Genomic DNA, 13,487 nt, shown 5'->3' on the forward strand with positions numbered 1-13,487 from the left:
TTATTAGGAATTTTAAGTTATTCAAGTTATGGAAAAGTACAAACAATATTTAAATAGTGTTAATTATTCAAAAATTGAAGAAGAGATTTTAGATTTTTGGCAGAAAGAAAATATATTTCAAAAAAGTATTGAACTTAGAGAAGGCAGCAAACCCTTTACATTTTTTGAAGGACCACCAACTGCAAACGGTAAACCCGGACTTCATCATGTAATGGCAAGAACTTTAAAAGATTTAGTTTGCCGTTACAAAACTTTACAAGGTTTTAAAGTTAATAGAAAAGCCGGCTGGGATACACATGGACTTCCCGTAGAAATTGAAGTTGAAAAACAATTAGGAATAAAAAGTAAAAGTGAAATTCCGGAATTCGGAGTTGCAAAATATAATGCAGCATGCAAGGAATCGGTTTTTACTTATAAAGATCTTTGGGAAAAAATGACAAACCGCATGGGATATTGGCTAAGCTTGGAAGATGCTTATATCACTTGCACAAATGAATATATTGAATCAGTTTGGTGGGCGTTAAAAACTTTATTCGATAAAGGATTGATTTTTAAAGATTATAAAATTGTTCCGCAATGCCCACGATCCGAAACGGTTTTATCTTCCCACGAACTTGCTTTAGGCTATCGCGATACGAAAGATCCGTCGGTTTATGTTTTAATGAAACTTGAAAATTCTGAATTGACGAAAGACGGCGATACATATTTTCTTGTTTGGACAACTACTCCTTGGACACTAATCTCTAATGTTGCATTGGCTGTTGGAACAAATATTGATTATGTGAAAATTAAAACAGAAAGCGTTTACTTAATTTTAGCAAAAGAAAGATTATCCGTAATTCGTGAAGAATATGAAATTATTGAAGAATTAAAAGGTTCGCAACTTGCGGGAATAAGTTACCAACAATTATTTCAATATTTAACAGTTGATAAAAAAGCATTTTACGTTACAGAAGCTAATTTTGTAAGCACGGAAGACGGTTCCGGAATTGTTCATATTGCGCCGGCTTTTGGTGCAGATGACTATGAATTATCTAAAACTTATAATTTGCCATTTCTTCAGCCGGTAACACGCGGCGGATTATTTACGGAAGAAATTACAGATTATGCTGGAAAATTTGTTAAAGATGCAGATCAAGAAATTATTCAAGCATTAAAAGCAAAAGGTCAACTTTATAAAAAGGAAACAATAACTCACTCATATCCGTTTAGTTGGAGGTTTGATAACGTTCCGGTAATTTATTACGCACGCGAATCTTGGTTCATTAAAACCACAGCAATTTCCGATAAAATGGTTGAGCTAAATAAAGAAATTAATTGGTATCCTCCGGAAGTTGGTTCGGGTAGATTTGGAAATTGGCTTGAGGAAAATAAAGATTGGGCTTTATCTCGTGATAGATTTTGGGCAACGCCTTTACCAATTTGGGTTACGGAAGACGGTGATATGTTTGCTGTTGGAAGTATCGATGAATTAAAAGAAGGATTTGTTGAAAGAAACGGTAATAAAATTAAAGTTGCAGATTTACCAAATGAAGAAATTGATCTTCACAAACCTTTTGTTGATGAAATTAAATTTGAGAAAAATGATAAAATTTATTTTAGAACTCCGGAACTAATTGATGTTTGGTTTGATTCGGGTGCGATGCCTTTTGCTCAACATCATTATCCGTTTGAAAATAAAGAATTATTTGAAAATAATTATCCCGCAGATTTTATTTGCGAGGGAATTGATCAAACTCGCGGATGGTTTTATACTTTACATGCAATTTCAACAATGTTATTTGAAAAAGTTGCTTTTAAAAATCTTATTGTAAATGAATTAATTTTAGATAAAAACGGAATGAAAATGTCAAAGTCAAAAGGGAACGCTGTTGATCCTTTTGAACTTTTTGATAAATACGGAGCCGATGCAACAAGGTGGTATTTGGTTACGGGAAGTCCGCCATGGAGAACTACTCTCTTTGATGAAGACGGAATTTTAGAAGTTCAGCGTAAATTTTTTGGAACATTAATTAATACTTATTCATTTTTTGCACTTTATGCAAATATTGATAATTTTGATTTTAGTCAAGAATTTATTCCTTATGGAGAAAGATCAGAAATTGATAGATGGATAATTGCAAAACTATCTTCTGTTGTTGAAGAATATCAAGAACTTATGGATAATTACGATGTAACAAAAGCCGCAAGATTAGTAAGTGATTTTACTATCGATGAATTATCTAATTGGTATGTAAGAAGAAGCAGACGAAGATTCTGGAAATCAGAAATAAATAAATCTAAAATTTCTGCATATCAAACTTTATATGAATGTTTGATTACTGTTGCAAAATTAACTTCTCCGTTTGCACCATTTATTGCTGAAGAGATTTACCAAAATTTGAATAAAGTTTCTAAACTTGAAAATAGAAAATCAATTCACTTAGTTGATTTCCCAATTCCAACTTACCGAAATAAAGAGTTGGAAGAAAAAATGGAAATTGCTCAAAAAGTAGTTTATCTTACAAGAGCAATGAGAGCAAAAAATAATTTAAAAGTTAGACAGCCGCTTCGCAAAATTATGATTGCCGTTGAACCAAAAAGCAGAGATGCTGTTAGAAGTATGAGCGATGTAATTTTAGAAGAAGTTAACATTAAAGAATTAGAAGTTTTGGAAGATGATTCCGCAATTGTAAGTAAATCGGCAAAAGCTAATTTTAAATCATTAGGTCCTAAGTATGGGAAAATGATGAAAAATTTAGCAAATAGAATAAAAGATTTTAATAAAGATGAAATTAAAAAGTTAGAAACAGAGAAATCTTTTTCATTTACTTTGGATGGTAATGATATTACATTAACATTAGAAGATGTAGAAATTATCAGTACGGAAATTGAAGGCTGGGTTGTTGAATCGGAGAATGGCGTTACGGTTGCAATTGATAGCGAATTGAATGATGAATTAATTGGTGAAGGATACGCAAGGGAATTTGTAAACAGAATTCAAAATTTAAGAAAAAATTCCGGGTTAGAAGTTACAGATAGAATTAATATTTTTTATATGGCAGATTTAGAATTACAAAAATATATTCAGAGTTTTGAAAGTTATATTAAAAATGAAGTTCTTGCAGATAAGTTGGAAAATAAGAATGATGGGGGAAATGGTTATAGCGAGGAATTAACAATAGGTGAATTTAAATGTGGTATAACCATCAATAAGGTAATGTAATATTATTGAGGAGACAAAACATGGCAAAGAAAACATCAGCTAAAACAAAACCATCTTCAGCAAAAGCAGCACCTAAAAAAACTAAAGATGTAAAAGAAAAAAAAGCAGCTGCTAAAAAACAGACAAAGGTTAAAGTTGTAGTTAAACCAGTAAAAAAATCTGTTGGTAAAACAGATACAGTTAAAAAAGGTTCAGTAAAAAAATCAGTTCCTACAAAGGAAACTGTTAAGAAAGTAATTTCTCCAGCAGTGAAAAAAAATGTCGTAAAGACTCCAAGCAAAACTAAAACCGGAAAAAAAATTGAAGTAGTTGTAACTCCGGTAAAACCTAAAGTTCCTAAAAAAATTGTAGGTTATCCTAAAAAGGAATTAGATGAATTTAAAACTGTAATCCTTGATAAAAGAAAAGAAATTATTGAGCAGTTGCAAAATTTAAAAGAGCAAATGATGGATGAAACAACCGGTCAATATGTAAACGAAAATTCTCCATATTCATTACATATGGCAGAACAAGGAACCGATGCGCAAGAAAGAGAAAAATTATATTTGTGGGCTCAGCGAGAAACAAAATTTTTAGGTTATTTGGAAGATGCACTTCAAAGAATTGATAACGGAACTTACGGAATTTGTATTGATAGTTTGGAATTACCCGAAGGTCCGCATTTAATTCCAAAGAAAAGATTATTAGCCGTTCCGCACACACAGCATTGTGTTGATTGTAAAAATAAAAAGTGAAAAATTATTTAATTACGAGAAAAATATTTGAGAGTAATTTTTATTTCAGCGATTGTTGTATTTGTTGACCAAATAACAAAAATATTTGTAAAAGGTATTTCTATTCCGGCTTTAGGAATTAATATTCAAGGAATGAAATACGGGGAAAGTATAAATATAATTGGTGATATTTTCAAATTTACATTTGTCGAAAATCCCGGAATGGCTTTTGGTATTGAGGTTGACGGCTATGCTAAACTTTTGCTTTCAATTTTTTCATTAATTGCAAGTATTGGAATTGTTGTTTATTTATTCAAAGTTCGACACGAAAAATTGTTATATCGATTTTCACTTGCATTAATTTTAGGCGGTGCAATTGGAAATTTAATTGATAGATTTTTTTACGGCGTAATTTATGATTACGCTCCTTTTCTTTATGGAAGAGTAGTTGATTTTCTTCATGTTGATACTTTTGGATTTACAATTTTCGGTAAAACTTATGATAGTTTTCCTATTTTTAATGTTGCTGATTCTGCAGTAACAATTGGAGTTGCGCTGATTTTAATTTTTCATAAAAGTATAGAATCAAAAAAGAATACAGAAAATTCTGAAAACGAAATTAATTCTGAAAAACTGGAAACTCAATTAGAGTATGGCAATAGTAACAGAGAAGATAATAAACTTAGTAATAACTGAGGGACAAAGAAAACAAAGAATAGATGCTTATTTAGCAAACTGTTTAGAAAATACAACTCGATCAAGAATTCAAAAACTTATTAAAAATAATTTGATTACTGTAAATGGAAATCTTATAAAATCAAATTATACAATTTCTCCCAAAGACGAAATTAAAATTACAATTCCCGTTTCACCAAGACCCGATAAAATTGAACCCGAAGACATTCCACTTAAAATTATTTTTGAAGATGACTATTTAATTATTATTGATAAACCCGCGGGAATGGTGGTTCATCCATCTTACGGAAATTACACTTCCACAATGGTTCATGCATTACTTCATCACACAAAAAATTTAAGTTCTTTTAACGGAGATTATAGAGCCGGAATTGTTCACAGAATTGATAAAGACACAACGGGATTATTAGTTATCGCAAAAAGTGAAGAAGTACATTCGCATTTGGCAAAGCAGTTTGCGGCAAAAACTACGGAAAGAGAATACTGGGCTGTTTGCTGGGGAAAGTTTAAAGATTCAACCGGAGAAATTATTGCAAATATTGCACGAAGTAAAAGTGATAGAAAATTATTTTCCGTTTCGGAATCTGATGGAAAAACTGCTCATACAATTTATACGGTTTTGGAAGAATTTGATTTTTTAAGTTTGATAAAATTAAAATTAATGACCGGAAGAACACATCAAATTAGGGTTCATTTAGCTCACGTAAAACATAATATTTTTGGCGATCACACATACGGCGGCAGAAGAATTAATTATGGTTTTGAACTTCCTAAAATTAGAGCTCGCGTAAATAATCTTTTGGAAATAATTGATCGACAAGCACTTCACGCAAAAACTTTGGGATTTATTCATCCAATTACAAACGAAAAAATGACGTTTGCTTCTGAGCTGCCTGAAGATTTTAATAATTTATTAATTGAATTAAGAAGTCAGCAACAGTAATTTATAAATCGGAAATTATTTTTATTGTTCCTTCCTTTGGCAAACTAATTTTATAATTTTTTTTCAGTTTATTTTTTAAGAAATTATCTCTCAACCAAGGATTATACAATTTCAAAATTTTGTAATTAATTCCATTTGATTTTGCAAAATCTGCAAAGTTAGAAATTGAGCTATCAACATTTATTTCATATGTTTCAAAAGGTTTGTACAATTCATCATCTTTAATATCAAAGCCATATTCTGCCGGATTATTCATCATAATTTTTGTTGCAATTACTCTAAAAACATATCTTGAAGTTTCCTCATTCAAAACTAAATTGTAATAATTATTTGTCTTTTGACGAGAAATTTGTTCATCAATTCCGGTCTTCCCCATATTGTAAGAAGCCGCAGCCATTGTCCAACTTCCAAATTTATTATAAGCCGACAGCAAATATTTACATGCCGCTTCTGTTGATTTTTCAACACTGTATCTTTCATCAATTTCATCATTAATTTCTAAACCAAGTTCTTGTCCCGAAGTTTTTAAAAATTGCCAAAACCCAACGGCGTTTGATGGCGAAACTAAATTGAGCAAAGTACTTTCGGTTACGCATAAAAATTTAAAATCATCCGGAATATTATTTTTTTTCAAAATTGGTTCAATAACGGGAAACCATCTATTTGCTCTTTTAATCGTAAGAATCATTAAAGAATGCCAATAAGTATTTACAATAAATTCTCTATCCAATCTTTCGTAAACTTCAAAATTTTCCAACGGAACTTTTTCTCCACAGAATTCTAATTCATCCGGAATAATTGGAGAAACAATTTTATATTCTTTTTGAAATTCTTCTTTTACAATTACCGAATCTTTTGGAATAAAATTTTGAAATAGTAAAATTGGAATTGCAATTCCAAGGATTATAAAAAAAGTTGTTTTCACTATTTTTGATTTTTTTATATTATTTTCATTCATATTTCAGTCTCAATAAATTTAAATGCAAGTTTAGTTTATCTTTTTTCAAAAAGCCATTTTTAATTTTATAATTAGTAGTTTTTATTATCGATTTGCAAATCGGTAATTTAAAATGAAAGCAAAAATTATTAAAATTGAACCAAAACTTAATTGAATAAAATTTGTTTTTTCACCAATTAAAATAAATGCAAATAAAACTCCGAGCGGAATTTTTAAATTATTCATAATTGCTAAAATTCCGGTTTCCACTTTTGTAACGCCAATATTCCAAAGAAAAAATCCTATTCCCGATGCGACAATTCCTAAGTAAAGTAAAGATAAAATTTGACTTGAATTAATTTGTAAATTTTTAAAATCTGTGGAAGCTATTGAAAAAATTCCCGTAATTAAAATTGCTCCAAAATATAAAAGTGCAAAAGTTTGATGAGGTTTAAAATCAAAATCTTTCTCAATTATTTTTTTATAATAAACTTGCCCAAGTGCAAAACAAAAATTTGAAATTTGAACAAGCAAAATTCCTTTCCAATATCCGAATGAAAAATTTTCTTTGTAAACTATTATAAACGATCCGGCAATTGTTATGAAAGCTGTAACCCAATTAAAATAATTAATTTTCTTTTCCCAAATTTCTGTGATTAGAACAATAAAAAACGGCGTAAGCAAAGTTAAAATTGCAACTTCGTAAGCTTGCAAAAATTGGAAAGAATATATGTAAGTTAAGTACATAATTCCGTATTGAATAATTCCAATAAAAAATAAATGAAAATTAATTTTTGATGAAATATTTTTGATTCGCAGAAATGGAAGAAAAATTAAAAATGAAATTAGCAATCTTGCAAATGCAACAAAATTTGAATCAAGCGAACTTAAATTTCCCTTAATCAAACTGAATGAAAGCGCCCAAATGATGGAAACAATTATTAAATAAATCATGCGCAAATATAATTAAATTAGTTTGTCAATCCTTCGCAGATTAGAATGGATTCTGATAAATAAGCAAATAGATTCCCGATTAAAACATTCGGGAATGACACACAAAATATATAATTGAAAAAATTCTTCATCTCAATTAAATGTGTTTGTAATTTAAAGAAAGTGAAATTTATTATATTTGTTTTTCAATTTTGGAGTTCTAATGTTAATTTATAATACGCTGACAAAAAAGAAAGAAGAATTTATTCCGTTAAATCCGCCAAAAGTTACGGTTTATGTTTGCGGACCGACAATTTATGATTTTTTTCACATCGGAAATGCGCGTACTTTTGTTTCTGCAGATATAATTAGAAGATATTTGGAATATAAAAAATATGATGTAAAATTTGTGATGAACCTTACGGATATTGATGATAAGCTGATTAAAAAATCTAACGAAGAAAATTTACCGGTTGAAAAAATTGCCGATAAATACGCCGAAGCTTTTTTTGAAGATATTACGAAATTGGGAATTAAGAAAGCAAATATTTATCCGAAAGCAACCGAACATATGCCGGAAATTATTGATTTAATTCAAAAACTTGTTGATAAAAACTTTGCCTACAATGTTGATGGAAATGTTTTTTACGATGTAAATAAATTTACCGAATATGGAAAATTAAGCGGAAAAAATTTAGCTGATTTGGAAGCCGGTGCAAGAATTGAAATTAATGAACAAAAGAAAAATCCTTTGGATTTTTCACTTTGGAAAAAAGTTAAGCCAAATGAGCCTTATTGGGAAAGTCCTTGGGGAAACGGTAGACCCGGCTGGCATATTGAATGCTCGGCAATGAGCATGAAACATTTGGGACAAACAATTGATATTCACATTGGCGGAAATGATTTGGTTTTTCCGCATCATGAAAATGAAATTGCGCAAAGTGAAGCCGCTTGCGGAAATGAATTTGTAAAGTATTGGATTCACTGCGGATTCTTAAATATCAACCAAGAAAAAATGTCTAAATCGCTTGGCAATTTTTTTACTGCAAGAGAAATTCTTAAAAAATATAATCCGAATGCAATTAGATTCTTTTTTAGTCAAACTCATTTTTCCGGACCTTTAAGTTTTTCGGAAGATTTAATTGAAGGTGCAGAAAAAGGTTTGGAAAAAATTCTAAATCTCGCGCAAAAAATTGAAAACACAAAACCGTCTATTGAGTTGGATTTAAATCCTTTTGAAATTGATAGATATCTTTTTGCGTTTGAAAGTGCGATGGATGATAATTTTAATACTTCGCAAGCACTTGCTGCAATTTATGATTTTGTTAGAGATTTCAATAAATTTTTAACTAAGAATGAAAAAATTTCTAAAGAAGTTTTAGCAAACGCAAAAGATTTTCTAATATCAACTTTAACTAATGTTTTGGGAATTGAAATTTTTTCTGAAAATTCTACAAGAAATTCCAAAGACGATGAATTGATAAAATTATTTATTGAGTTTAGGACAAAAGTTAAACTTGATAAAAATTATAAACTCGCCGATGAAATTAGAGATAAGTTAAAAGATTTGGGAATTATTTTGGAAGACAGCAAAGAGGGAACTTACTACAAAATTTTAAGCAAATAAAATTTGTGAAAAATATTTTGATAATTTCTGCAATTGTAATTTTTGCAATTTTTCTTTCACTTCTAATTTGGAATTATTTTTTCTCTATCTACGAAATTAAATTTTCGACAAGTTTTCAAAATTCAACTATAAAAACTAATTCTGAAAATTTCATAGAATTTTACGGAATAAATTCATTCGGACAAAAACTTAGTTTTAGAAACTTGGATATCACATTTGAAATACTTGAAGGAAAAGAATTAGTGAATGAAATTAAAAAAAAATCAAACAAAGTTTTTATTTCAACAAATGAAATTGAAGGAAAAATTGTGGTAAAAGTGAATTCAAGATTTTCGCTTAATCCGATAATTATATCAATTAATAACTGAAGTTACGCAAAATGTCATTCTGAACGAAGTGAAGAATCTCAATATTGCGAATTTACTCTATTTTGAGATATTTCGCTTCGCTCAATATGACAAAAACCTCAAATTGCGTAACTTCATTTAATAATAAAAATCTCTAAAAATTAAAGGAAAATTTGTCTATTAAACTGTACAATGAGTTTAAAAATTTGTACAAAATCCTTAAAAATTGATTCAAAAACGAAAGAAATTGACATTTTTTTTGGCTCAAAATTTGAACTTATACTTTTGTTTTAATACAACGAGGGAAAAAATGAAAACATATATTTATTTAGCAATTTTTGCTTTAACTTTATCTTTAACCGGATGTTACACAGAAATCGGTTATGATTATGAGCGTGAAGCTTATTGGGATAAAGTAGAAAATAAAGAACCAATGCGTAATGAAGATGTTGATACTTCGGAATATGTGGATGAAGAATATTCAGATTCTTCAGAATATTATTCCGATGAAAATTACGATGGCGAAAATTATGAAAATGAAGAATATTATGATGATTCTAATTATGACTCAAGACCTTACAGATTTTATGATAATTACTATCCCGGTGTAAGTTACAGATTTTATTCAAGATTTTATGATCCTTGGTGGGACGGCTGGTGGTCATGGAGATATTATACTTATGATCCGTTCTATTTTTCATATTATCCATTTTACAGAAATTATTATAGCGGCTGGTATAATTCGGGTTATTATTACGATTATTATCATTATCCAATTACTCATTATTTTAGTAAGACAAAACACAGAACTAATTATGATTCGAGATTAAGAGACGGCGGCGGAAGAAGTTATACAGCAGATAGAGCAACACGAAGTTCCGGAACAACGAGCAGATCATCTAGTTTATCGAAATCAAGAGGTGATGTTTCAATTAGTAAAGAAAGATCAACAAGAAGTACTTCGGATATAAATATTTCGCGAGAAAGAACTTCAAAATCTAATGATGGCAAAATTGATTCAAGAAAAATTTCGAGATCGGATAGAAATACGAATGAACAATCCGTAAACAATAGAACTACTTCAAGAAAAACAATTGATAAAAAATCTGGTGATTATATCCAAAGAGGTTCAACTAGATCAAATTCCGGTGATAGAAATTCTTACACAACTCAGAAAAGTTATAAAACCAAAAATAGCACAATGAGTAAACCAAATGTAAGATCAAACGAAAGCAGATCAACTTCAAGCAGAAGCAGCGAATCTAAAAGTTATTCTTCGCCTTCAAGATCAAGTAAATCAAGTGGATCAAGCTATTCGGCTCCATCAAGAAGCAGTTCAAGTTCCGGTAGTTATTCATCCGGCAGCAGATCAAGCTCAAGCGGAAGTTCATCAAGTGGTTCATCATCAAGAAGCAGCGGTAGTTCAAGTAGCGGCAGTTCCAGCAGTAGAGGATCCAGTAGCAGCGGTAGAAATAGATAAGAAATTTCTGTGTAAAATTTGAGTTGGTTTTTTTTGAATTTTGAAAATAATGGAGAAATAATTTAATGAAGGTGAAAATATATTTTGTAATTGGAATTTTCTTGCTGAATTGTTCAAATTACATTTTTGCTCAAAATTTTAATGATGCTTATAGACTAAGTGAACAAACTGTTGATTTTGATGCGCGCACACTTGCGTTTGGAAATAGCTCAATTGCTTCTATGGGAAATTTTTCAAGTGCGGTTATAAATCCGGCTGGATTGGCAACAATTAAAAAAAGTCTGCTAAATTTTGGAATTAATACAAATTCGTTTAACAACAACGGAAGTATTTTTAATTCATCATCAACAACTGAAAAAAGTAATAATAATACAAACCAATTTGGATTAGTATTTCCGCTGCCTACAAAAAAAGGAAGCGCAGTAATTGCTTTTGGTTACAATCAATCTAATGATTATAACTCTTTTGTAAAATTTGATGGATTTAATTCTAATACAAATTCGATGATTCAAGATTTAGCTTTTGCAAATGATGATTTGGCTTACGAATTATATTTAAGTTACCCAACGTATAATTCAAATGGCGATTATGATGGTGATGTAACAAATATAAATGGCAGACTAAACCAAAGCGGATCAATTGATGAAGAGGGAAGTTTGAATAGCTGGCTTATGTCCGGTGCATTTGAAATTTCCAAAAATATTTTTATCGGCGGAACTCTTAATTTACTTTCCGGAGAATATAAACGAACCAGAACTTATTGGGAAGAAGATGTAAATAATGTTTATACCGGATATTTAGATTCTCAAGATTCAAGCACATTTGATTTTCAATCGTTTTACTTGAATGATAATATTATGTGGGATATCAGCGGTTTTGATTTTCGTTTGGGATTGCTTTATAAAATGAACGATATGTTAAATTTTGGTGCTACAATTAAATTCCCGACAAGTTACACAATTTTAGAAACTTATTCAGTTTACGGCGAATCTGAATTTGCAAATGCCGGATATTATGTAGATTATCCCGGAGAAGAATTTGAATACAAAATTTCAACTCCAATGGAATTAAGCGGAGGAATTTCTGCATCATTACCATTTGTAAATTTAAACGCCAGTTTAAAATTTATTGATTATTCACAATTGGAATTTACTGATGGCTTTGATGAAATTGATCTCGATACAAAAAATGCAAAAATTGTTGAAAATTTAGAAAATGTAGTAAACTACAATTTTGGTGCTGAAGTAACTTTTCCATACCCCGCAATGAAATTACGCGGCGGATTTATTTATAATCCTTCACCTTATATCGGCGATGCTTCAGATTATGATAAAAAATATTTTACTGCTGGTTTAGGTTTACCGCTTTCCAAAAATCTTATTATTGACTTTGCATATTTGCACGGCTGGTGGAATAATTTCGGCGATAATTACGGAACAAATTTATCAAGAATAAATCAAGAAATTACTCTTAACAAATTTGGTATAACCGTTAATTATATATTTATGTAAAACACAAATTCAATTTGATTTGTAATCAAAAGCACCTTATTTTCTTGGGTGCTTTTTTTATTTTAAGGAGAATTTTTATAAAAGGCAGAATTGTTAAAATAGAAAGTAAAGATTATTATGTAAAAATTTCTGATGATGAAATTTTAAGATGTTCGTTGCGCGGAAAATTCAAAAAGGAATATAATCTTAAAAAAGATAAACTTTTAACTTTGGATTTTGCTTCGCTTGGAGATTGGGTAGAAATTACAAAAATCTCAAATGAAATTGGAGTTATTGAATCAATTCATGATAGGAAAAATTATTTATCACGTAAAGCCGGAAAATTGCGCGGCGGATTAAAAAGAGGAAGAAGATTTGAGCAAATTATAGCTTCGAATATTGATAAAATTTACATAGTTGCCAGCATAATTTTCCCCGAATTCAACAACAGATTTATTGATAGAGTAATTGTTGCCGCAGAAAGTGCAAACATTGATTTTTCTATCGTTATAAATAAAATAGATTTGGATGAAAATAATAACTCGCAAAATTGGGAACAATTTTATAAATCAATAGGTTACAATGTTTTTAGAGTTAGCGCAAAAAGAGGAGATTCAATTTCTGAACTAAAAGAAAATTTATCCGGAAATGTAAATTTATTTTGGGGGCAATCCGGAGTTGGAAAATCTTCAATATTAAATTCAATGTTTCCGCATTTGGATTTTCGTGTTGGTGAAGTAAGCAATTATTCACAAAAAGGAATTCACACAACTGTTACCGGAGAATTCAAGAAAGTTGCGGAAAATACTTACATTGTTGATACTCCCGGAATTAGAGAAATTGATCCTTACGGAATAAAGAAAGAAGATTTATCACACTATTTTATGGAGTTTAAACCTTTTCTGCAAAATTGTAAATTCAATACTTGTAATCATGATCATGAGCCGGATTGCGCAGTTCTTGATGCAGTTGAAAAAGGCAAAATTTCCATTGAGCGTTATCAAAGTTATTTAAATATTCTCAACACAATTGAAGATGATATGTTTTATTAAGCAAGTTTACATTTCATTTGATAATTTTACATTTATATTTTATTCACTATTCTTAGGCAAAATT

The 13,487-nt window shown here is 29.9% G+C and carries 11 protein-coding genes; 9 read left to right on the forward strand and 2 right to left on the reverse strand.

Annotation, left to right across the window (positions count from 1 at the left end; genetic code table 11):
- The first annotated feature begins 28 nt into the window (after nt 1–28).
- From IPH62_12555 to IPH62_12570, 4 genes are read left to right on the forward strand one after another with little or no spacing between them, the layout of a single operon-like run.
- Entirely contained in the window at nt 29–3,205 is a 3,177-nt protein-coding gene (locus IPH62_12555) for an isoleucine--tRNA ligase (protein ID MBK7106105.1), read from the forward strand.
- A 20-nt stretch (nt 3,206–3,225) separates the two neighbouring features.
- Nucleotides 3,226–3,939 carry a conjugal transfer protein TraR gene (locus IPH62_12560; GenBank protein ID MBK7106106.1) on the forward strand — a complete coding sequence of 238 codons (714 nt, stop codon included), beginning with the start codon at nt 3,226–3,228 and terminating at the stop codon, nt 3,937–3,939.
- Nucleotides 3,940–3,966: 27 nt separating this feature from the next.
- On the forward strand, nt 3,967–4,614 hold the full coding sequence (lspA, locus tag IPH62_12565; GenBank protein MBK7106107.1) for a signal peptidase II: 648 nt from the start codon (nt 3,967–3,969) through the stop codon (nt 4,612–4,614).
- Complete coding sequence (locus tag IPH62_12570) at nt 4,571–5,557, forward strand: RluA family pseudouridine synthase (protein MBK7106108.1); 987 nt, start codon at nt 4,571–4,573, stop codon at nt 5,555–5,557. The genes lspA and IPH62_12570 overlap by 44 nt, the downstream gene beginning before the upstream one ends.
- Before the next feature lies 1 nt (nt 5,558).
- Here the strand turns inward: IPH62_12570 and IPH62_12575 are convergent, their stop codons facing one another.
- Together IPH62_12575 and IPH62_12580 are read right to left on the reverse strand one after the other, a co-directional pair.
- The gene (locus tag IPH62_12575; GenBank protein ID MBK7106109.1) at nt 5,559–6,515 is read right to left on the reverse strand and encodes a lytic transglycosylase domain-containing protein; all 957 of its coding nucleotides are present in this window, start codon (nt 6,513–6,515) and stop codon (nt 5,559–5,561) included.
- An 84-nt stretch (nt 6,516–6,599) separates the two neighbouring features.
- A complete protein-coding gene (locus tag IPH62_12580; protein ID MBK7106110.1) occupies nt 6,600–7,448 on the reverse strand; it encodes an EamA family transporter in 849 nt (282 codons plus the stop codon).
- Between the two features lie 202 nt (nt 7,449–7,650).
- Between IPH62_12580 and IPH62_12585 the strand changes: the two genes are divergently transcribed.
- The 5 genes from IPH62_12585 to rsgA all read left to right on the forward strand — a co-directional run bounded on the left by IPH62_12585 (nt 7,651) and on the right by rsgA (nt 13,423).
- Nucleotides 7,651–9,054: a cysteine--tRNA ligase gene (locus IPH62_12585; protein MBK7106111.1), complete on the forward strand. Its 1,404-nt coding sequence runs from the start codon at nt 7,651–7,653 to the stop codon at nt 9,052–9,054.
- A 5-nt stretch (nt 9,055–9,059) separates the two neighbouring features.
- Complete coding sequence (locus IPH62_12590; GenBank protein MBK7106112.1) at nt 9,060–9,422, forward strand: hypothetical protein; 363 nt, start codon at nt 9,060–9,062, stop codon at nt 9,420–9,422.
- A gap of 289 nt (nt 9,423–9,711) precedes the next feature.
- Nucleotides 9,712–10,881, forward strand: coding sequence for a hypothetical protein (locus IPH62_12595; GenBank protein ID MBK7106113.1), 1,170 nt, complete (start codon nt 9,712–9,714; stop codon nt 10,879–10,881).
- Nucleotides 10,882–10,946: 65 nt separating this feature from the next.
- The gene (locus tag IPH62_12600; protein MBK7106114.1) at nt 10,947–12,392 is read left to right on the forward strand and encodes an outer membrane protein transport protein; all 1,446 of its coding nucleotides are present in this window, start codon (nt 10,947–10,949) and stop codon (nt 12,390–12,392) included.
- An 89-nt stretch (nt 12,393–12,481) separates the two neighbouring features.
- Complete coding sequence (gene rsgA / locus IPH62_12605) at nt 12,482–13,423, forward strand: ribosome small subunit-dependent GTPase A (GenBank protein MBK7106115.1); 942 nt, start codon at nt 12,482–12,484, stop codon at nt 13,421–13,423.
- Nucleotides 13,424–13,487 lie beyond the last annotated feature (64 nt).

Source organism: Ignavibacteriota bacterium (assembly GCA_016708125.1).
GTDB lineage: Bacteria > Bacteroidota > Ignavibacteria > Ignavibacteriales > Melioribacteraceae.

Excerpts from the sequence above, each read along its gene's own strand:
- IPH62_12560 (MBK7106106.1), top strand. The coding sequence starts at position 3,226 with ATGGCAAAGAAAACATCAGCTAAAACAAAACCATCTTCAGCAAAAGCA.
- IPH62_12585 (MBK7106111.1), top strand. The coding sequence starts at position 7,651 with ATGTTAATTTATAATACGCTGACAAAAAAGAAAGAAGAATTTATTCCG.
- IPH62_12575 (MBK7106109.1), bottom strand. The coding sequence starts at position 6,515 with ATGAATGAAAATAATATAAAAAAATCAAAAATAGTGAAAACAACTTTT.
- IPH62_12580 (MBK7106110.1), bottom strand. The coding sequence starts at position 7,448 with ATGATTTATTTAATAATTGTTTCCATCATTTGGGCGCTTTCATTCAGT.
- IPH62_12595 (MBK7106113.1), top strand. The coding sequence starts at position 9,712 with ATGAAAACATATATTTATTTAGCAATTTTTGCTTTAACTTTATCTTTA.
- IPH62_12600 (MBK7106114.1), top strand. The coding sequence starts at position 10,947 with ATGAAGGTGAAAATATATTTTGTAATTGGAATTTTCTTGCTGAATTGT.
- IPH62_12570 (MBK7106108.1), top strand. The coding sequence starts at position 4,571 with ATGGCAATAGTAACAGAGAAGATAATAAACTTAGTAATAACTGAGGGA.
- IPH62_12555 (MBK7106105.1), top strand. The coding sequence starts at position 29 with ATGGAAAAGTACAAACAATATTTAAATAGTGTTAATTATTCAAAAATT.